The organism is Blastomonas ursincola, assembly GCF_013607875.1.
GTDB classification, from domain to species: Bacteria; Pseudomonadota; Alphaproteobacteria; order Sphingomonadales; family Sphingomonadaceae; genus Blastomonas; species Blastomonas ursincola.
The window spans coordinates 569,936-591,740 of record NZ_VDES01000002.1 but is presented as its reverse complement, the minus strand read 5'-3'; the positions used below and the strand labels follow the sequence as shown (position 1 = coordinate 591,740).

The 21,805-nt window shown below is 64.7% G+C and carries 16 protein-coding genes; 11 read left to right on the top strand and 5 right to left on the bottom strand.

Going from position 1 to position 21,805, the window contains the following annotated elements; translation table 11 throughout:
• Positions 1-259 precede the first annotated feature (259 nt).
• The gene (locus FG486_RS08880; protein WP_181267271.1) at positions 260-1,783 is read right to left on the bottom strand and encodes a fumarate hydratase; all 1,524 of its coding nucleotides are present in this window, start codon (positions 1,781-1,783) and stop codon (positions 260-262) included.
• Between the two features lie 723 nt (positions 1,784-2,506).
• On the opposite strand from FG486_RS08880, the gene FG486_RS08875 reads away from it, so the two are divergent.
• The 6 genes from FG486_RS08875 (at position 2,507) to FG486_RS08850 (ending at position 6,869) form a co-directional block, all read left to right on the top strand.
• Positions 2,507-4,369, top strand: coding sequence for a ribonucleoside-diphosphate reductase subunit alpha (locus tag FG486_RS08875; RefSeq protein WP_241695757.1), 1,863 nt, complete (start codon positions 2,507-2,509; stop codon positions 4,367-4,369).
• Between the two features lie 346 nt (positions 4,370-4,715).
• Positions 4,716-5,768 carry a ribonucleotide-diphosphate reductase subunit beta gene (locus FG486_RS08870; protein ID WP_066282668.1) on the top strand — a complete coding sequence of 351 codons (1,053 nt, stop codon included), beginning with the start codon at positions 4,716-4,718 and terminating at the stop codon, positions 5,766-5,768.
• Between the two features lie 5 nt (positions 5,769-5,773).
• On the top strand, positions 5,774-6,007 hold the full coding sequence (locus FG486_RS08865) for a hypothetical protein (RefSeq protein WP_181267269.1): 234 nt from the start codon (positions 5,774-5,776) through the stop codon (positions 6,005-6,007).
• A 9-nt stretch (positions 6,008-6,016) separates the two neighbouring features.
• Entirely contained in the window at positions 6,017-6,286 is a 270-nt protein-coding gene (locus FG486_RS08860; protein ID WP_181267268.1) for a DUF4160 domain-containing protein, read from the top strand.
• Positions 6,279-6,545, top strand: coding sequence for a DUF2442 domain-containing protein (locus FG486_RS08855; protein WP_181267267.1), 267 nt, complete (start codon positions 6,279-6,281; stop codon positions 6,543-6,545). The genes FG486_RS08860 and FG486_RS08855 overlap by 8 nt, the downstream gene beginning before the upstream one ends.
• Positions 6,546-6,656: 111 nt before the next feature.
• Positions 6,657-6,869 carry a hypothetical protein gene (locus FG486_RS08850; protein WP_181267266.1) on the top strand — a complete coding sequence of 71 codons (213 nt, stop codon included), beginning with the start codon at positions 6,657-6,659 and terminating at the stop codon, positions 6,867-6,869.
• 1 nt (position 6,870) lies between these two features.
• Here the strand turns inward: FG486_RS08850 and FG486_RS08845 are convergent, their stop codons facing one another.
• From FG486_RS08845 to FG486_RS08835, 3 genes are all read right to left on the bottom strand, one after another.
• Positions 6,871-9,042: an FAD-dependent oxidoreductase gene (locus tag FG486_RS08845; protein WP_181267265.1), complete on the bottom strand. Its 2,172-nt coding sequence runs from the start codon at positions 9,040-9,042 to the stop codon at positions 6,871-6,873.
• Between the two features lie 57 nt (positions 9,043-9,099).
• The gene (locus FG486_RS08840; protein ID WP_181267264.1) at positions 9,100-10,605 is read right to left on the bottom strand and encodes an MFS transporter; all 1,506 of its coding nucleotides are present in this window, start codon (positions 10,603-10,605) and stop codon (positions 9,100-9,102) included.
• Positions 10,606-10,721: 116 nt separating this feature from the next.
• Complete coding sequence (locus FG486_RS08835) at positions 10,722-11,741, bottom strand: LacI family DNA-binding transcriptional regulator (RefSeq protein ID WP_181267263.1); 1,020 nt, start codon at positions 11,739-11,741, stop codon at positions 10,722-10,724.
• Between the two features lie 217 nt (positions 11,742-11,958).
• Here FG486_RS08835 and FG486_RS08830 point away from each other — a divergent pair, with 217 nt between their 5' ends.
• The 5 genes from FG486_RS08830 (at position 11,959) to FG486_RS08810 (ending at position 21,412) form a co-directional block, all read left to right on the top strand.
• The gene (locus tag FG486_RS08830; protein WP_066282655.1) at positions 11,959-14,844 is read left to right on the top strand and encodes a TonB-dependent receptor; all 2,886 of its coding nucleotides are present in this window, start codon (positions 11,959-11,961) and stop codon (positions 14,842-14,844) included.
• 68 nt (positions 14,845-14,912) lie between these two features.
• Complete coding sequence (locus FG486_RS08825) at positions 14,913-16,742, top strand: alpha-amylase family glycosyl hydrolase (protein ID WP_181267262.1); 1,830 nt, start codon at positions 14,913-14,915, stop codon at positions 16,740-16,742.
• A gap of 10 nt (positions 16,743-16,752) precedes the next feature.
• The gene (locus FG486_RS08820) at positions 16,753-18,393 is read left to right on the top strand and encodes an alpha-amylase family glycosyl hydrolase (protein WP_181267261.1); all 1,641 of its coding nucleotides are present in this window, start codon (positions 16,753-16,755) and stop codon (positions 18,391-18,393) included.
• Positions 18,394-18,413: 20 nt separating this feature from the next.
• Positions 18,414-20,483, top strand: a complete 2,070-nt coding sequence (locus tag FG486_RS08815) for a glycoside hydrolase family 97 protein (RefSeq protein WP_181267260.1) — start codon at positions 18,414-18,416, stop codon at positions 20,481-20,483.
• Positions 20,480-21,412: an alpha/beta hydrolase gene (locus FG486_RS08810; protein WP_338401599.1), complete on the top strand. Its 933-nt coding sequence runs from the start codon at positions 20,480-20,482 to the stop codon at positions 21,410-21,412. The genes FG486_RS08815 and FG486_RS08810 overlap by 4 nt, the downstream gene beginning before the upstream one ends.
• A 34-nt stretch (positions 21,413-21,446) precedes the next feature.
• On the opposite strand, the gene FG486_RS08805 is transcribed toward FG486_RS08810, so the two are convergent.
• Positions 21,447-21,719, bottom strand: a complete 273-nt coding sequence (locus tag FG486_RS08805; protein WP_181267259.1) for a hypothetical protein — start codon at positions 21,717-21,719, stop codon at positions 21,447-21,449.
• Positions 21,720-21,805: the final 86 nt, after the last annotated feature.

Sequence of the window (21,805 nt, the reverse complement as noted above, 5' to 3'; positions counted from 1 at the left end):
GCCTGAGCCTTTCGAAGGCTCGGCGCGATCGTCTGCCCAAATAACCACCGTCATCCTGAACTTGTTTCAGGACCCATCGTGCCCCAAAAGCCGAAGCCGCGTGGGGAGAAATGGGCCCTGAAACAAGTTCAGGGTGACGGTTGATAACAACGCCGCCTGCGTACCAAAGCCCCCTCCCTCGCCAGGGAGGGGCCGGGGGTGGGTCGTCAGCGCGCAGGGTGGCTGAACGACTGCCCCTAAAGAAGAGAGGGCATTAGGCTCACGCCCCCTGCAACAGCCCTTCCTTGGCGATCTTGTCGCGCCACACCAGCGGGGCGAGCTGGTGCACGTTGTTGCCTTCGCTATCCACCGCAACCGTCACCGGGAAGTCTTTGACCTCGAATTCGTAGATCGCCTCCATGCCCAGATCGTGGAAGCCGACCACGGTGCTGCCCTTGATCGCACGTGCGACCAGATAGGCTGCACCGCCAACCGCCATGAGGTAAGCGCTCTTGTGGTCGCGGATCGCCTCGACCGCCGCCGGGCCGCGCTCGGCCTTGCCGACCATCGCGAGCAGGCCCTGTTCCAGCATCATGCGGGTGAACTTGTCCATGCGCGTCGCGGTGGTGGGGCCTGCGGGGCCGACGATCTCCTCGCCCACCGGATCGACCGGGCCGACATAATAGATCACGCGGCCGCGAAACTCGACCGGAAGCTCCTCGCCCTTGGCCAGCATGTCCTGGATGCGCTTGTGCGCCGCGTCGCGCCCGGTGAGCATCTTGCCGTTGAGCAGCAGCCGGTCGCCCTGCTTCCAGCTCTGCACGACCTCCGGCGTCAGATTGTCGAGATCGACACGGATCGCCGCCTTGTCGGGGGTCCAGTTGACATCGGGCCATTCGTCGAGCTTGGGCGCTTCGAGATAGGCCGGGCCCGAGCCATCGAGCGAAAAATGCGCGTGGCGCGTCGCGGCGCAATTGGGGATCATCGCGACCGGCTTGCCCGCGGCATGGCAGGGCGCGTCCATGATCTTGACGTCGAGAATGGTCGAAAGCCCGCCCAGCCCCTGCGCGCCGATGCCGAGCGCGTTGACCTTGTCGAAAATCTCGATCCGCATCGCTTCAATGTCGTTCTGCGCCCCGCGTTCCTTGAGCGGGCCCATGTCGATCGGCTCCATCAGCGCCTTCTTGGCGAGCAGCACCGCATGTTCCGCTGTGCCGCCGATGCCGATGCCGAGCATGCCCGGCGGGCACCAGCCCGCGCCCATCTGCGGGATCATCTCGAGCACCCAGTCGACGATATTGTCGCTGGGGTTCATCATCTTGAACTTGGACTTGTTCTCGCTGCCGCCGCCCTTGGCCGCGACATCGACATGCACGTGATGGCCGGGCACCATCTCGACGTGCAGCACGCAAGGGGTGTTGTCCTTCGTATTGCGACGCGTGAACGCGGGATCGGCGAGCACCGAGGCGCGCAGCTTGTTGTCCGGGTGCAGGTACGCGCGGCGCACGCCCTCGTCGACAATCTCCTGCAACGAGCGCGAGGTGTCGTCGAGGCGGCAGTCCATGCCCCATTTGACGAACACGTTGACGATTCCGGTATCCTGGCAGATCGGCCGATGGCCCTCGGCGCACATGCGGCTGTTGGTGAGAATCTGCGCGATCGCATCCTTGGCCGCGGGCGACTGCTCCGCCTCATAGGCCTTACCCAGCGCACGGATATAGTCCATCGGGTGGTAATAGCTGATGAACTGCAGCGCGTCGGCGACGCTCTCGATCAGGTCGGCGGCTTTGATGGTCACGGTCATGGCATTCCCCCGGAAACTGGATGCGCTCTCGTGGCGCGGGCGGATGAACTGGGACCGTCTCTATTGTGGGCGTAACGCTATCGCAAGCCGGGGCACAAGGGAATGTGCTTCGTCGCCTCCTGCACCACCATCCGGCGCGTCATCCACAGCCCTCAATTTGCCGTGCACAAGCCTGTGGAGAGGAAATTGTGGGCAAGCCGCATTTGCCCTCTTGCGATTTTTCGGACCGGCTTTTTTCCGCGCGTCGCACCGCATCAGTCCGGTTGCACCAGCGACGAATGGAATCCCACGCGCGACGAACGGTTGGCCTAATTAACCATTTACCCTCTTGCGCCGGAATCAGGAAACGGCACTATAGGTAGTGGGACATGCGGACGGGGCATACCAATACCAGTGGTTGAAACGAAGCGCGGGGGCAGACATGGGCCTTCACGTCAAGGGCGTTTTGCCTCTTTCGGGCCTTCTGTTGGGGATAAGTTTTCCCCCGTCGCGGGCCACAAGATGCTATACGGGACGCTTGCGCCCCGAGTCGAACAATTGCGGAACAAAGTTTCCCATCAACGGTCTTACGGGGGCGTCATGGATTTCAGAGATACGGGCAAGGGTAGCGCAGACAATATGGGTGAAGCAGATGTACTCGACGCAGCCGCAAAGGCAGATTCAGGCGCAGGCGCAAGGATTGCGTCGGCAGAGCCCAACGCTGCGGAAATGGCGCTGATCGCCATGGCCGCCACCCAGGCTGCTGCCGCCACCAAGCCCGCCGAGGCTCTGGACAGCAAGACCGTCGCCGCGCGCCGGTTCAACGTCGTGACCGACAAGAGCCGCGACGATCTGCTCACCGATTTCGGCAAGGAAACGCTGGAAGACCGCTATCTGCTGCCCGGCGAATCCTATCAGGACCTGTTCGCGCGCGTCGCCGATGCCTATGCCGACGATCAGGAGCACGCCCAGCGGCTCTATGATTATATCTCGAAGCTGTGGTTCATGCCCGCCACCCCGGTGCTGTCGAACGGCGGCACGGGCCGGGGCCTGCCGATCAGCTGCTATCTCAACAGCGTCGACGACAGCCTGGAAGGCATTGTCGGCACATGGAACGAGAATGTGTGGCTCGCCTCGCGCGGCGGCGGCATCGGCACCTATTGGGGCAATGTGCGCGGCATCGGCGAGCCGGTCGGCCTCAACGGCAAGACCAGCGGCATCATCCCGTTCGTGCGCGTGATGGATTCGCTGACGCTGGCCATTTCGCAGGGCTCGCTGCGCCGTGGTTCGGCGGCCTGCTATCTCGACGTGTCGCATCCGGAGATCGAGGAGTTCCTCGAGATCCGCAAGCCGTCGGGCGATTTCAACCGCAAGGCGCTCAACCTGCACCATGGCGTGCTGCTGACCGACGAGTTCATGGAAGCGGTCCGCGACGGCGCCGAGTTCAACCTGCGCAGCCCCAAGGACGGCAGCGTGCGCGGCACCGTCAATGCGCGCGCGCTGTTCCAGAAGCTGGTCGAGACGCGTCTGGCGACCGGCGAGCCCTATATCGTGTTCAACGATACCGTGAACCGCATGATGCCCGCGCATCACCGCGAGCTGGGCCTCAAGGTCTCGACCTCGAACCTGTGCAGCGAGATCACGCTGCCCACCGGCCGCGATCATCTGGGCAACGACCGCACCGCCGTGTGCTGCCTGTCCTCGCTCAACATCGAGACCTGGGACCAGTGGCACGACGACAAGCGCTTCATCGAGGACGTGATGCGCTTCCTCGACAATGTGCTGCAGGACTATATCGACCGCGCCCCGCCCGAAATGGCGCGCGCCCGCTACAGCGCTATGCGCGAACGCTCGGTCGGCATGGGCGTGATGGGCTTCCACTCGTTCCTCCAGGCGCGCGGCCTCGGCTTCGAATCGGCGCTCGCCAAGTCGTGGAACATGAAGATCTTCAAGCACATCGCGGCCAAGGCATCAGAGGCCTCGATGCTGCTCGCCAAGGAACGCGGCCCCTGCCCCGATGCTGCCGACCAGGGCGTGATGGAGCGTTTCAGCTGCAAGATGGCGATCGCGCCGACCGCGTCGATCTCGATCATCTGCGGCGGCACCAGCGCGTGCATCGAGCCCATTCCGGCGAACATCTATACCCACAAGACGCTCTCGGGCAGCTTCGTGGTCAAGAACCCGTATCTGGAAAAGCTGCTGCGCGAAAAGGCGAAGGATTCGACCAATGTGTGGAACTCGATCCTCGAAAAGGGCGGCTCGGTCCAGCATCTCGACTTCCTGAGCGCGGAGGAAAAGGACGCGTTCAAGACCAGCTTCGAGATCGATCAGCGGTGGCTGCTCGAACTGGCCGCCGACCGCACACCCTATATTGACCAAGCGCAGTCGCTGAACCTGTTCATCCCGGCGGACGTGGACAAATGGGACCTGCTGATGCTGCACTTCCGCGCGTGGGAGCTGGGCATCAAGTCGCTCTATTATCTGCGCTCCAAATCGGTCCAGCGCGCAGGCTTTGCCGGCGGCGTCGAGGCGGACAACACCATCGACGCGCCCAAGTTCGAGCTCGGCGAAACGACGGATTACGACGAGTGTTTGGCTTGTCAGTAGAATGGATGACAACTCGCATGTAGAGGCAGCAGCTGAAGCCAAACCTCTCAGAACAACTGCGATTGCGCTGCTATTCTTGGGGATACCGGCTTATATGGGAGCCCTTTTCTGGTTGGTTTTTACGTTAAATTATCCCAGAAACTACGGCTCCACCTGCCGCAGAAAATGCCTAATCGACTACTATTATTATAGTCCGCAACTGGTTCTAGATGGCGGCATTATGGAGCTTGGCCTATTCATATGCTTATGGATATTGCCTGCTCTGCTGATGATAAAATTTCTCGAAACTAAGCTTCAGCCTCGTCAAACCTGACTTTTTTAAAGCTATTTTCTTCGGAGCAACCTTATGTCCCTTCTCGAAGCCCGCACGCAGTACAAGCCCTTCGAATACCCTTGGGCCTATGATTTCTGGAAGCGCCAGCAGCAGATCCACTGGATGCCCGAAGAGGTGCCGCTGGGCGAGGATTGCCGCGACTGGGCGCAGAAGCTCTCCGACCATGAGCGCAACCTGCTGACGCAGATCTTCCGCTTCTTCACCCAGGCCGATGTCGAGGTGCAGAACTGCTATCACGAGAATTACGGCCGCGTGTTCAAGCCGACAGAGGTCAAGATGATGCTGACCGCGTTCAGCAACATGGAAACCGTGCATATCGCAGCCTACAGCCATCTGCTCGACACCATCGGCATGCCCGAGAGCGAATATGGCATGTTCCTCGAATATGAGGAGATGAAGGCCAAGCACGATTATCTCGCGACCTTCGGCGTCGACAACGACCAGGACATCGCGCGCACGCTCGCGATGTTTGGCGGCTTTACCGAAGGGCTGCAGCTGTTCGCCAGCTTCGCGATGCTGATGAACTTCCCGCGCTTCAACAAGATGAAGGGCATGGGCCAGATCGTCAGCTGGTCGGTGCGCGACGAGAGCCTGCACTGCGAAGGCATCATCCGCCTGTTCCACGCCTTCTGCGCCGAGCGCGGCTGCCTGACCAAGGCCGTCAAGGAAGACATTATCGACTGCTGCCAGAAGACGGTGCGGCTGGAAGATGCGTTCATCGACCTGGCGTTCGAACAGGGCCCGGTCAGCGGCATGACCGCCAAGGAGATCAAGCGGTACATCCGCTATATCGCCGACTGGCGCCTCAGCCAGCTTGGGCTCCCTGCGATCTACATGATCGAGGACCACCCCCTGCCCTGGCTCGCCCCGCTGCTCAACGGCGTCGAGCACGCCAATTTCTTCGAAACCCGCGCGACCGAATATTCCAAGGGCGCAACCCGCGGCAACTGGAACGACGTCTGGGCCGCCTTCGACAAGCGCCAGAAAAAGAGCGCCGCCAACGAAGTCGCCGTGATCGACGACAGCGAGGACATGTTCAAGCAGGCGGGGATTGCGGCGGAGTAATCTCGATGACCACTCGGGATGCGTTGAAAATCTGGATCGTCGAGGCTTTGTCAGCTCTCGGCCCCTCAACCGTCCCGAGGATTGCCCAGCACATCTGGGAGAACCATGAAGCCGAGCTGCGTCAGTCGGGCGATCTTTTCTATACTTGGCAGTATGCCATGCGCTGGGCGGGCCAAATACTCCAGAACGAGGGAAAGCTGAGCAAGGCCGGACCCGGCAGAACCTGGATGCTCATCTAGGATATTCCGATGCCGGTCATCTCGACATTCTTCGGCATCATCATCCGCATGTATCACAACGACCATGCGCCGCCGCATTTCCATGCCAGCTATCAAGGCTTCGAGGCGCTGATCCGTATTGCGGACGGTTCGGTTTATGCTGGCACCCTGCCCAACCGCGCCTTGAGGCTGGTGCAGGACTGGACCGCGCGCCATCAGCGCGAATTGCTCGAGAATTGGCAGCGCGGCGTCGATCTGCTACCGATGCAACTGATCCCCGGAGCAGATTTCGATGATTAAGCTCTCCCATTGCAAGCCTGTCGGCGATCTGCGCCTGAGCCTGAGTTTCTCGGATGGCACGACTGGCATCTGGGATGCCGCTGATCTGCTCGGCAGCAAGGATACGCCGCTGACCATCCCGCTGCGCGATCCGGAGGCTTTTGCGAGGGCCTTTATCGACAATGGCGCGCTGGCCTGGCCCAATGGTCTGGAACTCGCGCCATGGACCCTGCATGCAGAAATGAAGTCAGCGGGCCTGCTCAAGGGTCAGGCGGCCTGATCCCAGCCCTTTCGGATCAAATTCAGCCTCCTTTGCTCCGTTCTCGATCAAACCTAGCGCATGCCATGCGCCTCGACCGGCTAGGCTGTAACGAGGAAAGGAGCCTCGATCATGCCCAGCTATATAGTCAACACGCAGCAGCAGGCGAATGGCGATCATGAGGTGCATAACGCCACGACCGGTTGCCCTTATATGCCCAACATTGCCAATCAGCTCAGCCTTGGCGTCCACGATACCTGCCATGGCGCGGTGGCCAGGGCCAAGCAAACTTATTGGCAGTCGAACGGCTGCTTCTATTGCTGCCCGGCCTGCCACACCAGCTGACCTACCCCCGCTCCCCCATCGTGATCAGCCGTATCCCCGCGCGTTGCGTCACATAGCTCCACAGCCAGTTGACGACCACCACGGCGCGGTTGCGAAAACCCGCGAGGAAGCCGATATGGACCGCGCCCCAGAGCCACCAGGCGGGCGCGCCGTAGAGGCGGAGCCAGCCGAAATCGGCGACGGCGCTCTTGCGGCCGATGGTGGCAAGGCTGCCCTGATGGCGATAGACGAAGGGGGTGTCGGCGGGCCGTCCGCGCAGTTCCTCGCCGATCAGCATCGCCACGTGCCTGCCCGCCTGCTTGGCAGCGGGCGCGAGGCCGGGGACGGGCTTGCCCGCCCAGCCGAGGCTCGCCGCCGCATCGCCGATCACGAACACATTGCCCATGCCCGCGACGCGCAGGCACGGATCGACCGTCACCCGGCCCGAGGGATCGGTGGCAGCATTCAGCCAGCGTCCGGCGGGCGAGGCGGCGACGCCCGCGGCCCAGAGCACGGTCTCGCTCTCGATCGCCTCCTCGCCCATCAGCACGCGCTCGGCCTCGATGCCGGTCACACGCGCATCGAGCCGGATCTCGACCCCGAGCCGTTCGAGCGACCGCGCCGCCTCGGCGGACAATTCGGGCGGAAAGGCGGGCAGGATGCGGTCGGCGGCCTGGACCAGGATCACCCGCGCGTCGGCGGGATCGATGCTGCGATATTCATGCTCCAGCCCGTGCCGCGCGAGCTCGGCGATCGCGCCGGCGAGCTCGACCCCGGTCGGCCCCGCGCCGATGATGACGAAATTGAGCAGCCGCCGCGCGCGCGCAGGATCGCCGCAGCTTTCGGCCTTTTCGAACGCGCCGAGCAGCGCGGCGCGCACCGCGATGGCATCTTCCACGCGCTTGAGGCCGGGGGCGAAGGGCGCCCATTCGTCGCGGCCGAAATAGCTGTGCGTCGCGCCGGTGGCGAGCACGAGATAGTCGTAAGCGAGCGCGTTGCCGCCAAAGCCGATGGTGCGCGCTAGCGTATCGACCCGGTCGACCTCGCCGAGCAGCACGCGCACATTTCCATCGGCGCGGAACAGCTGGCGGATGGGGATGGCGACGTCGGCGGGCGAGAGCGCGGCGGTGGCGATCTGGTAAAGCAAGGGCTGGAACAGATGGTAGTTCTGCCGGTCGATCAACGTGATCCGCACCGGCAGGCGGCGCAGCGCGAGCGCGCAGGCGAGCCCGCCAAAGCCGCCGCCGACGATCACGACATGCGGCCAGTCCAAGGGCACCATGCCGGGCCGCGCGTCGCGCAGCACGTTCGCCTGCAGCCAGGCCGCCACCGCCGCGTCGATCGAGGCGCGCCCGCTGCCATGAGCGATGAACAGCGCAAGGGTCGCCATCGCCAGCAGCGGCAGGCCCGCGCCATAGCCCATCAGCATCGCCCCCTGCAGCCCCAAGATCGCGAGCAGCGACACGAGCGGCATGGCGAGCCCGGCGAGCATCAGCAGCGCATAGAGCCCAGCGCTGGCAGGCGGCAGCGCGGCGAAGCTGGCGAGCGGCAGCAGCACCTGCGGCTCGGGCAAGGCGAGCCATCCCGCCTGCACCGCCAGCGTCAGCGCCAGCCAGAGGCGCAGGCCGGCGAGATACCAGGGCGCGGCATGGCGGGTGAGCCAATCGCCCGCGCCGACCAGCTGGGGCGCGAGCGGCACCGCGCTGCCCTTGAGCCCGCGCGCGAGCAGCCGGTCGAGCGACAATGCCCCCGCACCGCGCAGAGCATACCAGCCCATCAGCGCGATGGTGAACAGTTGCGTGTCGGTCGGCAGATAGCCGAGCTGCGCGACGAGCATCAGCGCACCCACCGCGATCGCCGCGCCGCGCGTCATCAGCCCCAAAGCGAGCAGCAGCGAACCGCCGAGCTCGATCGCGAGCCCCAGCGCGGCGGCATAAGGTGGCGACATGAAGCTCACCGGATATTCTTGGCTGGCCAATGCGAGCGCGCGCTCCCAGTCCATCAGCTTGACCAGGCCCGAGGCGAGCAGCCCCTGCGCGATGACCAGCCGCACGACGAGATCGAATACCGGCCGCGCCGAGGCGATCAGCGCGGCATAGAGCTTCAGCCAGACGCGCAAGCTGATGCGCAGCACCGGCGGCAAAGGGCGCGCCTGTGGTCCCGTCGCCGAGCCCTGAATTCCGACAGCTTCCATCCCCGCGCATCCCGATAGCGTGCACCCGCCATCAGGTTCGCCGGGTTGGCCGGATCGTTACATGGGCGCGGCGTCCGGCTCAGGCACGCGCAGCGTCGCGAGCGCGGCCATTGCCAGCACGGCGGCAGCGAACGCCATCGTCCAGACCGGCTCGGTCGGGAAGAAGGCCTTGAGCAGGCTGCCCATCACCGTCGCCACCAGCAACTGCGGCAGCACGACGAACACGTTGAACAGCCCCATGAAGATGCCGAGCTTCGACTGCGGCAGGCTGGAGGCGAGGATCGCATAGGGCATGGCGAGGATCGACGCCCAGGCGATGCCGATGCCGATCTCGCTGACGATCAGGAGCTGCGCATCGTGGATGAACAGGAAGCTTGCAAAGCCTGCCGCGCCGCAGAGCAGGCACAGCGCATGCGCGCGCACCTTGCCGATGCGCGCGGCGAGCCAGGGCAGCAGCGTCAGCGCCGCGATCGCCGCGATGCCGTTATAGATCGCGAACAGCACGCCCACCCAGTTGCCCGCCGCGTTATAGGCGGGGCTCGACGCATCGGTCGCGCCGAACGCGGTCTGCGCGACGACGGGCGTGGTGTAGATCCACATGATGAACAGCGACGACCAGCTGAAGAACTGCACCAGCGACAGCCGCTTCATGATCTGCGGCATGCCCGAGAAATCGCCGACGATAGCCCCGAGCAGGCTGTTGTCGCGGCCCGCACGCGCCATGCGGATCGCGATCAGGCTGGCAAGGCCATAGCCGGCGAGCAATCCGCCGAGCAGGTACAGCTCCTTCTCGAGGTCGAAGCTCCCCACCAGAACGACCACCACCACCCCGGCGGCGATCCAGGCGATCGCGCTGGTGAGCGTTCGCGTCGCCAGCGCACGGATCGGCTGGGCCTCGGGGGCATCGGGGGTTGCCTCGGCAAAGGCGCGCATTTCCTCCGGGCTGTATTCGCGCGTCGTGACGATGGTCCAGAGCACCGCGAGGAACAGCGCGGCGGCACCGAACCAGAAGCTGATCCGCACCGTATCGGGCACCTGGCCCGGGGGCGCGGTGTTGGCGATGCCGAGATCGGTGAGCAGATAGGGGAAGAGCGACCCCGCTACCGCGCCCGCGCCGATGAACGCGGTCTGGATGGCATAGCCCATCGTGTGCTGGTCCTTGCGCAGATTGTCGCCGACAAAGGCGCGGAACGGCTCCATCGAGATGTTGAGCGACGCATCGAGGATCCACAGCATCATCGCGGCGAGCAGCAGCGATTGCGACAGCGGCATGACGACCAGCGACAGCGCCGCGAGCACGGCCCCGGCGAGAAAATAGGGGCGGCGGCGGCCGAGCCGGGTCCAGGTGCGGTCCGAATAATGGCCGACGATCGGCTGGACGAGCAAGCCGGTGAGCGGCGCTGCGATCCACAAGGCAGGGAGGTTGTCGAGGCTTTCGCCGAGCGACTGGAAGATGCGGCTCATGTTCGCATTCTGCAGCGCGAACCCGATCTGGATGCCGAAGAATCCGAAGCTCAGGTTGAACAGCTGCCAAAAGCTCTTGCGCGGTTTTTCCGCGATCATGCGCCTCTCCCTGGATGTCCGCCTTATGCTCTTCGCGGGGTCCCTGGCCCGAACCGTGGCAGAGCGCCCGTCAGCGCACAACCGCAGCGCATACGTATACGTGGGGGGCCAAGCGTTCAGCCGCTCGAACCGCGCACGATCAGCTGGGTGGGCAGCATATAGGGCTCGACCGCCTGCCCGCGGATCTTGCGCAGCAGCGTATCGACCAGCGCCTCACCCGCGGCCTTCACATCCTGGCTGACGGTGGTGAGCGGCGGGTTGGTGAAGCTTGCCGCCGGAATGTCGTCGAACCCGACCAGCGCGACATCGCCGGGCACACTGAGGCCCTGCTCGGCGAGCGCGCGCATCGCGCCGATGGCGATCAGGTCGGACGCGGCGAAGATCGCATCGAAACTGGTGCCCGCCGCGATCAGCGAGCGCACCGCCTCGTGCCCCGCCTCTTCGGAGGTGACGGAATCGCGCTGCAGCGCCGGATCGGCCAGAAGCCCCGCCTCGTCCAGCGCATCGCGATAGCCGCGCCAGCGGTCCTCGAACTCGGGCGCGTGGCTCGATGCGGTGCCGATGAACGCGATCCGCTGGCGCCGGCGTTCGATCAGGTGCCGGGTCGCGGCATAGCCACCGCTGCGGTTCTCTGACCCCAAAGTGATGCCCGGCTCGTTCGCCATCGGCGATCCCCAGCGCACGAAATGCGTGCCCTGCGCCACCAGATGCGTCAGGCGCGCGCGATAGTCCTCATAGTCGCCATAGCCCAAAAGGATGATGCCATCGGCCTTGTGGCTGTCCTGGTAATCGACATGCCAGTCGCTGGAGAGCTGCTGGAACGAGATCAGGAGGTCGAACCCGGCGCGCGAGGCGGTGCGCGTGATCGATCCCAGCATCGCGAGGAAGAATGGGTTGATCATCGAATCGTCGGGCGTCGGGTCCTCGAAGAACAGCAGCGCGAGCGTGTTCGCCTGTTGCCGCCGCAGCGACGAGGCGTTCTTGTCGACCGAATAATTGAGCTGCGCGGCGATCGCCTGGATGCGCCGGCGCGTCTGTTCGCTGACCGCCGGATTGCCGCTGAGCGCGCGCGAAACCGTGGGCTGCGAGACGCCCGCCAGCTGTGCGATGTCGAATGAGGTTGGCCTGCGTCCCATCCTGCCCCTTAGCGTCAAGTCGCTTGCAAAACCGCGCTATTTCCGGGTCTTTGCGACCTTTCAGCCTGAATACGTATGCGTATGCCTTTTGCAATCGTGGTGCAAAGGTTATTCAAACTGCCGACCGGTTCACCTGAAAACCGGCGGCCCTGGACTTTTTCCAGACGCCAGAAATCATCCCCGCCATGTGCGTGCGGGGCCCCTGGGGAGAGTGATCATGAAAGCGATTTTTCGCGCCCGTCGACTGCGCCTTGCGTCCGGCCGCACCAGCCTTGCCGCCCTGTCCACCGCGCTGATGATCGGCGCTGCCAGCCCCGCGCTCGCGCAGAGCACGGATGCCGAACAGCCGCAGGGCACCGCCGAGATCGACGAGGAAGGCGGCGTCATCGTCGTCACCGGTTTCCGCGCCAGCGTCGAGAACTCGATCGCCGCCAAACGCGAGAGCAATTTCATCGTCGATATCGTCACCGCCGACGACATTGCGGGCCTTCCCGACGTGTCGATCGCGGAATCGCTGGCCCGTCTGCCCGGCGTGACCTCGCAGCGCACCGGCGGCCAGGCGAGCGCGATCAACATTCGCGGCCTGTCGCAGGACCTCGTTTCGGCAACGCTCAACGGCCGCGAACAGGTCGCCACCAGCGGCAACCGCGTGATCGAGTTCGACCAGTATCCGTCCGAACTGATAAACCAGGCCGCGGTCTACAAGACCCCGCTCGCCAGCCATATCGAGGGTGGCATCGCGGGCAAGGTCGAGCTGAAGACCGTGCGCCCGCTCGACAATGCCGATGCGTTCAAGGCGACCGTCAACCTGCGCGGCCTGTACAATGACCGCGCCAGCGAAAGCCCGGACGTCTCGTCTTATGGCTATCGCGTGTCCGGATCGGTCCAGGCCAAGCTGCTCGACGACACGCTGGGCATCGCATTGGGCTATGCACGGCTTTACCAGCCGAACGTCGCCACGCGCTTCGTCCAGTTCGACTTCCCGATCCCGGGCACCAATGGGTCCCCCACGCGCGACCTCAATGGCGACGGCGTTGCAGACTCGCTCAATTTCGGTTTCGAAGGCATCCAGTTCGGTGGCCGCGAGACGCGCGACGCGGCGATCGGCGTGATCCAGTGGGAGCCGAGCGATCGTCTCCGCGTGCTGATCGACGGCTATTATTCGCGCTTCAAGTCGGACGTGCAGCGTCGCGGCCTGCGGGTCGTCTCGCCGCAATCGGGCGACAACCAGTTCATTAACCCGGTGATCGCCAACAACGCGCTGATCGGCGGTCGCATCGTCAACCAGGTGGGATCGAACGGCTTCGGCTTCGGTCTCGGCACCGAGCTGGTCAATCAGGACGAAAGCCGCCGCGACGAGCTCTACACCATCGGCGGCAACCTGGCCTATGACTTCAGCGACCGCGTCACCCTCGCCGTCGATGTCGGCTATTCGAAGGGCACCAGCTTCTTCAACAATGCGGGCATCAACCTGCGCCCCTATGTCAACACGCCCACCGGCCTGCGCCGCGCCGATTCGATCCCCGGGCTGATCTCGGTCGACTATCAGCTCAACGGCACGCGGCTGCCGACCATCCGTTCGATCAGCTCGAACTTCACCGATGTCGATCCGGCTGGCGGCGGCTTCTTCCTCGACGGCCAGTTCCTGGTGCCGCAGGCGGACAGCGACGAGCTGTTCGCGACCGCAGCCGACCTGGTCATCCGCTTCGACGAGGCCAATTTCCTCGACGCGCTGCGCTTCGGCTTCCGCTATGCCGACCGCCGCGGCGACCGCCGGGTGACCTCTTTCAACACCTTCGGCATTCCCGGCAGCCCGCTGGCAGTGCCCGGCAATCTGGTCAAGCAGGCCGGCTTCTCGGGCGGCTATGCGGCGGCGGGCCTGCCCGGCTTTGCCGTGGTAGATATCGATGGCGCCTTCAATCTCGCCTTCGGCAATACGCTGGGCGTGCGGCAGCCGACCGACCAGATCGCGTTCGATTTCACCATCGACCAGAGCTTCCGGATCGATGAGGAAACGTACGCGGGCTATGCCCAGCTCGATTTCGATACCGAACTCGGCGGCCTGCGCTTCCACGGCAATATCGGCGCGCGCTATGTTCGCACCGACCAGAGCTCGACGGTGAACTTTGCCGACCCGAACCTGGTCGACAACCCCGCCACCCCGCCGCCGGCACGCGAGAACCGCCGTCCGGTGACGCGCGGACGCACGTTCAACGACTTCCTGCCGGCGGTGAACCTGATCCTCGACCTGTCGGACCGCGACATCCTGCGCATGAGCTACAGCCGCCAGATCTCTCGCCCGCGCTTCTTCGAGCTGCGCGGTTCGATCAGCGTCAATACCGGATCGGACGGCAACACCAGCGGCGGCGGCGGCAATCCCGAGCTGTCGCCCTATCGCGCCAACCAGTTCGACCTGAGCTATGAGCACTATTTCGGCAATTCGGGCGTGTTCGCGGTCAGCGCCTATTACAAGGACCTCGAATCGTACATCATCAACGGCACGATTCCGCAGTTCAACTATGTCGAAAACGGCATCATCCCGCCGCCGATTCCGGGCACCAACATTCCCGGCAACGCGGTGGGCAGCTTCTCCTCGCCGATCAACGGTGATGGCGGCTATGTCTATGGCTTCGAATTCCAGTTCTCCAAGACCTTCGTCGAATTGCCCGCTCCGTTCGATGGTCTTGGGGTTCAGCTCAACTATGCGTACAGCAAGAGCGACCTGGAATTCCCCAGCGCGACCAGCGGCGCCTCGATCAACCTGCCGCTGCCGGGCCTGTCCGAGCACGTGTTCAACCCGACCGTGTTCTACGAAAAGGCCGGCTTCGGGGCACGCCTCAGCACCCGCCATCGTTCGAGCTTCGTCAGCCCGCAGATCGGCATCAGCGAGCTCGTCCTGACCAGCGCCAAGGAAACGGTGATGGATGCGCAGCTTTCCTACCAGTTCCAGGAAGGCAGCGCGCTGCGCGGGCTCAAGCTGCTTGCGCAGGTCAATAACCTGACCGATGAACCGACCCGGACCTATTGGGGCAATGTCGCCCAGACGGGAACGATCCAGAATTTCGGCCGCACCTTCTTCCTGGGCGCGACGTACGAGTTCTGATCCGGTCACCAGTCGGGGGGCGGGTTTCCCCACCCGCCCCCCGTTATTGCGAATGAGGTAGGCGCACAATGCGACACTGGATGACGCTGGCCGGACTGGCCGCCCTGGCCGCTTCGGCCCCGGCCGCCGCGCAGGCGCCCGATTACAGCGCCGCCACCGTGCGCAGCCGTCCGCCGCAGGACGAGATCATCTATTTCGTGCTGCCCGACCGCTTCGCCAATGGCGATCCTGCCAACGATCGCGGCGGGCTGAAGGGTGACCGGCTGAAGACCGGGTTCGATCCATCGCACAAGGGCTTCTTCCATGGCGGCGACCTCAAGGGCCTCACGCAGAAGCTCGATTATATCCAGCGCCTCGGCGTCACCGCGATCTGGTTCGCGCCGATCTTCCAGAACAAGCCGGTGCAGGGCGAACCGGGCCAGGAAAGCGCTGGCTATCACGGCTATTGGGTGACCGATTTCACCAGGGTCGACAGCCATTTCGGCACCAATGACGAGTTCCGGGCCTTTGTCGATGCGGCGCACGCGCGCGGCATCAAGGTCTATATGGACATCATCACCAACCACACTGCCGATGTCATCTATTTCAAGGAGTGCGTCGGCCAGCCGGTCTGCGCCTATCGCTCCAAGGCCGATTACCCCTATTGGACCAAAGGCGGCCTGAACGGCGCGCGGATCAATGGCGGGTTCGAGGGGGACCAGGTGCGCTCGGCCGAGAATTTCGCGCGGCTGAACGATCCCGCTTATGCCTATACCCCGCAGCTGCCCAAAGGCGAGGAGCAGATCAAGGTTCCCGCCTGGCTCAACGATCCGATCCATTACCACAATCGCGGCAATACGAGCTTCTATGGCGAGGATTCGCGCTATGGCGATTTCGTAGGGCTCGACGATCTGATGACCGAGAGCCCGCGCGTGGTCGACGGGTTCATCGAGATTTACGCGAGCTGGATCGACCGGTTCGGCATCGACGGCTTCCGCATCGATACCGCGCGGCACGTGAACCCGGAATTCTGGGCGCGCTTTGCCCCCGCGATGCGCGAACGCGCCAGGGCCAAGGGCATCCCGAACTTCCACATCTTCGGCGAGGTCGCCAACGACGCGATGGACCCTGGTTTCCTCGCGCAGCACACCCGGCGCGACAAGCTGCCCGCGGTGCTCGATTTCGCCTTCCAGGCCGCGGTGCGCGACATGCTCACCGGCAAGGCCGGGACCGACCTGTTCGCCAGTCTGATCGCGGGCGACGTGCTCTACGAGGGCGGCGATGCGACCGCGCTCACGCTGCCCACCTTTCTCGGCAATCACGACATGGGCCGGCTCGGGCACATGCTCGACAAGGCCTTTCCCGACGCCAGCGAGGAACAGCGCCTCGCCCGCATGAAGCTCGCGCATGTGCTGATGCTGACCGCGCGCGGCGTGCCGACCGTCTATTATGGCGACGAGCAGGGCTTTACCGGCGACGGCAACGACCAGGACGCGCGCGAGGACATGTTCGCAAGCCGCGTCGCCAGTTACAACGACAATCGCCTCGTCGGGTCGGCTGCAACCACCGCAACCGAGAATTTCGATTCCGCGCACCCGCTCTATGCGCTGATCGCCGAGCTGGCGGCGATCCGCAAGGCGCATCCCCGGCTGCGCGACGGGCGCACCGTGCTGCGCCATTACGGCCCCAAGCCCGGCCTGCTCGCCTTCACGCGCGGCGAGGATGATGGCGAGGAAATTCTCGTCGCGGTCAACACCTCGGACCAGCCGGTGAGCATGAACGTAGAAGTCGGCTATCGCTCGCGCGCGTTCATCGGCCTGGCCGGCACATGCCCGACCACCGCCAGCGCGCCGGGATCGGTCGCCATCCGCTTGGCCCCGCTGGGCTATGCCGTCTGCCGCGCCACCCCGATCGACTGAGAGCCGAAACATGACCAAGCCGATCTGCGATACCCGGCCCGATACCGACAATGGCACCGGTGTCCCCCGCCCCTGGTGGAAGGGCGCAAGCATCTATCAGATCTATCCGCGCAGCTTTGCCGATGCGAACGGCGACGGCATCGGCGATCTCGCGGGGATTACCGCGAAGCTCGACCATATCGCCGAGCTCGGCGTCGATGCGATCTGGCTCTCGCCGTTTTTCCCCTCGCCGATGAGGGATTTCGGCTATGACGTGGCCGATTATTGCGGCGTCGATCCGATCTTCGGCACGCTCAAGGATTTCGACGCGCTGGTCGCGCGCGCGCACGCTCTCGGCCTCAAGGTACTGATCGATCAGGTGTTCTCGCACAGCTCGGACCAGCATCCCTGGTTCGTCGACAGCCGGTCTAGCGCCACCGCTGCCAAGGCCGACTGGTATGTCTGGGCCGATGCCAAGCCCGATGGCAGCCCGCCGAGCAACTGGCAGTCGGTCTTCGGCGGCCCTGCCTGGACCTGGGACGCGCGGCGCGGCCAGTATTACATGCACAATTTCCTGAAGGAACAGCCGCAGCTCAACGTGCACAACCCGGCGGTGCAGGCAGCATTGCTGGGCGTGCTGCGCTTCTGGCTCGATCGCGGCGTCGACGGCTTCCGCATGGACGCGGTCAATTTCGCGATGCACGATCCGCAATTGCGCGACAATCCGCCCGCGCCCGATACCGGCAAGCCGCGCACCCGGCCGTTCGATTTCCAGCTGAAAGTCTACAACCAGTCGCATGCCGACATTCCCGGCTTTGTCGAGCGGATGCGCGCGCTGATCGACACCTATGGCGACAAGTTCACCGTCGCCGAAGTCGGCGGCGACGATGCCGAGCGCGAGATGAAGCTGTTCACCGCAGGCGGCACGCGGTTCGACAGCGCCTATGGCTTCGACTTCCTCTATGCCGAGAAGCTGACGCCGCAGATCGTCGCGCAGGCGCTCACCGGCTGGCCTGACACGCCGGGCACCGGCTGGCCGAGCTGGGCGTTCGAGAATCATGACGCGCCGCGCGCGCTTTCCCGCTGGGCCGCGCCCGAGCATCGCGAGGCCTTCGCCCGGCTCAAGATCCTGCTGCTCGTCGCGCTGCGCGGCAATATCTTCCTCTATCAGGGCGAGGAGCTCGGCCTGCCGCAGGTCGAGATCCCGTTCGAGCGGCTGCAGGACCCCGAGGCGATCGCCAACTGGCCGCTGACACTGAGCCGCGACGGCGCACGCACGCCGATGCCGTGGCGCAGGAACGCCAACGACATGGGTTTCGGCAGCGGCGATCCCTGGCTGCCCTTCGGCGACGATCACGGTCCGCTCGCGGTCGACGCGCAGAGCGCCGATCCGGCCTCGCTGCTCAACCTCACCCGCGCCGCGCTCGCGCTGCGCAAGACGCATCCGGCGCTGGCAGTGGGGAGCATCGCGATCCTGCACTGCGAAGCGGACGTCCTCGCCTTCGAGCGGATCGAGGGCGACGAGCGCATCGTCGCCGCGTTCAACCTGTCCGCCGAACCCGCCGCCTGGCCCGCCGCGCTGCCCGCCAAGGGTGCCGTAGTGATGGCGGTCAATGACGCCGCGCCCGGCAGCCTGCCCGGTCACGGCGCGCTGCTCTTCACCCCCGACTGACCCCTGCCGGAGAACCCCCGATGCGATCGCTGCTGTTAGCCCTTCTCACCTGGCTCGCGGCGCTCGCCGCGCCCGCGCTTGCGCAATCGAGCCCCGTCGCGAGCGTCGCCTCGCCCGATGGACGGGTGCGGATCGACGTGACGATCGATGGCGAAGGCTGGGCCCAATATGCCGTCAGCCGCGACGGCAAGCCGCTGATCGCGCCCTCGCGCATGGGCTTCCAGTTCACCGATCAGGACGGTTTCGGCCGCAACAGCCGCTTCGTCGCCAGCGAGACCGCCAGCGTCGATACGCGCTGGGACCAGCCCTGGGGCGAGCGCAGGACCGTGACCGACCGGCATAACGAGCTGCTGGTCCGCCTCGTCTCGCCCGGTGCCAGCGACGCGCTCACCGACCGGCCGACCGATCGCCCGATCGCCATCCGCTTCCGCGCCTTCGACAACGGCATCGGCTTTCGTTACGAATTCGCCGCGCGCGCCGATGGCCGGCCGTGGCGCATCGCCGACGAGCTGACCGAATTCGTCATCGCCGCGCCCGGCCAGGCCTGGTGGATCCAGGCGGGCGACTGGAACCGCTACGAATATCTCTATCACGCGACCCAAATCGATCAGGTCTCCGCCGCGCACACGCCGATGACGGTGAAGCTCGCCGATGGCACGCATCTGGCGTTCCACGAGGCCGCGCTGGTCGATTATGCCGCGATGTGGCTCAAGCGCGTCGACGGCCAGCGCTTCCGCGCCACGCTCTCCCCCTCGAGCCGCGGCGCGAAGGTCGAGCGTACGGGCGCGTTCACCACCCCCTGGCGCAGCATCCGCATCGCGGGCAGCGCAGGCGGGCTGTATGACAATGATCTCGAGCTCAACCTCAACGAACCAAACAGGCTCGGCGACACCAGCTGGTTCACCCCGCACAAATATGTCGGCGTGTGGTGGGAAATGCACCTCGAGACCAAGAGCTGGGCGAGCGGGCCGAAGCACGGCGCGACCAATGACAATGTCCGCCGCCATATCGATTTCGCCGCTCGCCATGGCTTTCGCGGGGTGCTGGTCGAGGGCTGGAACAAGGGCTGGGACGGCAACTGGTTCGGCAATGGCCGCGATTTCGATTTCGTCCAGAGCTATCCCGATTTCGACCTGCCCGACCTTGCCGCCTATGCGCGCCAGCATGGCGTGCGCCTGATCGGCCATCATGAGACCGGCGGCAATATCGCGAAATACGAAAGCCAGCTCGGCGCGGCGCTCGATCTTTATGCCCGGCACGGTGTCGACGCGGTCAAGACCGGCTATGTCGCCGATGCGGGCGGCATCATCGCGCCGGGCGACCGCGCTGGCGAGCAGCGGATGGAATGGCATGACGGCCAGCGCATGGCGCAGCATCACCTCAAGGTCGTGCAGGAGGCCGCCGCGCGCCGCATCGCGGTGAACCCGCACGAGCCGATCAAGGACACAGGGCTAAGGCGCACCTATCCCAACTGGGTGAGCCGCGAAGGCGCGCGCGGGGGCGAATATCAGGCCTGGGGCACGCCGGGCAATGGCCCGAAGCACGTGCCCACGCTGGTGTTCACCCGAATGCTCGCAGGGCCGATGGACTATACGCCGGGCATCCTATCGCTGAAGGGGCGCGGCGGGCGCGATCTCGAATCGACGCTGGCGCGCGAGCTTGCGCTGTATGTGGTGCTCTATTCGCCGATCCAGATGGTCGCCGACCTGATCGAGAATCTGGAAGCGCATCCGCGCGAGCTGGCGTTCATCGAGAAGGTGCCGACCGACTGGGAGGAAAGCCGCACGTTGCTCGGCGAGGTCGGCCAGATGGCGGTGATCGCGCGCAAGGACCGCAACGGGCCCGACTGGTATATCGGCGGCGTTACCGACGACAGCGCGCGCGAGGCGGCGATCGACCTGTCCTTCCTACCCCCGGGCAGCACATGGCGCGCGCATGTCTGGCGCGATGGCGACAGCGCCGATTACCGCACCGAGGCGCGGCACCAGATCGTGATCGAGCAGAAGCCCGTCGCCGCCGGGGACACGCTGAACATCCGCATGGCACCGGGCGGCGGCTTCGCCATCCGGCTGGAGCGGCTGGGGCGGTGAGCGCCTGGCTGCGGCTCGCGCTGGCGCTGTTCGCCCTGGCGCTCGCGCCTGCGCTTCGGGCCGAGGAGACGCTGCGGGCCGAGGGTTCAGGAAGGCTGCTGCAATATGAGCGGATCGCGGCGGCCGGCCTGCCCGACCAGCGCCTCACCATCTGGCTGCCGCCGGGCTATGACGCCGGGGCGCGGCGCTACCCGGTGCTGTACATGCACGACGGGCACAATCTGTTCGACCGGCGCTGGTCCAATTTCGACAAGATCTGGGCGGCGGACAAGGCGATGCTGGCGGTCTCGGCCAGCGGCGCGATCGAGCCGCATATCATCATCGGCATCTGGGCACCGGGCGCGGACCGCTTCCGCCAGTATCTGCCGCGCGACATTCACGACGCCGTCTCGCCCGGCTTGCGGGCACGGATGGACGCGGCCGCCGGTGGCCCGATCCTGTCCGACGCCTATCTCGCCTGGATCGCAGGGCCGCTCAAGACCTGGGTCGATGCGAGCTTCCGCACCCGCCCCGGACGCGACGATACCGCGATCATGGGATCGAGCATGGGCGGGCTGATGAGCTGCTACGCCTTCCTCAATCGCCCCGACATTTTCGGCCGCGCCGCGTGCATCAGCTCGCACTGGCCGGCCATCGATCCGCGCGCGGTGGAGGGCGGCGATCCCGAGCTGATCGGGCTCTGGGACCGCTGGTTCGCCGAGAGGCTCGGCCCACCCGACGGCCGCCGCCTCTGGCTCGACCACGGCACCGCGACGCTCGACACCTTCTACGCGCCTTATCAGCAGTCGGTGGACGCCCGCATCACCGCCTCGGGCTGGCAGAAGGGCAAGGACTGGGAAAGCCGGGTGTACGAAGGCGCGGAACACGAGGAAAACGCCTGGGCCGCGCGCTTGCCTGAGATTATGGGGTGGTTGTTAAGGCGGGAGTGAGAGAGTAGCAGATCATGGGGGGGCATATCATGGCTCAGGACTTGCCATAGATAAAGTATCGACCAATCAGCAACAGATCCAATGCCATAAATGCTCCACCGACTACCAGCCGGAAATCAAACTGATTTATGCATTCGCCAATTGTTATCGATGAACCTGCAAGAAATAAACACAAAACTCCTGCAGCATGAGCTTTGCCCATAAAGAAATCTTTATTGCTAATACCTATATCGCCATATTTTCCTGAAATAAGTGAAACCCCACTTATAGTGCAAAAATGAAATACAAGAAGGGATATAAAAACCATAATCCGTCATTCAATCTTCCGGCTCGCGCCTCGTCGCCGAGACTGAGCAGCACTGTATCCGTGGAATGCTATCTCTCAAGATACAT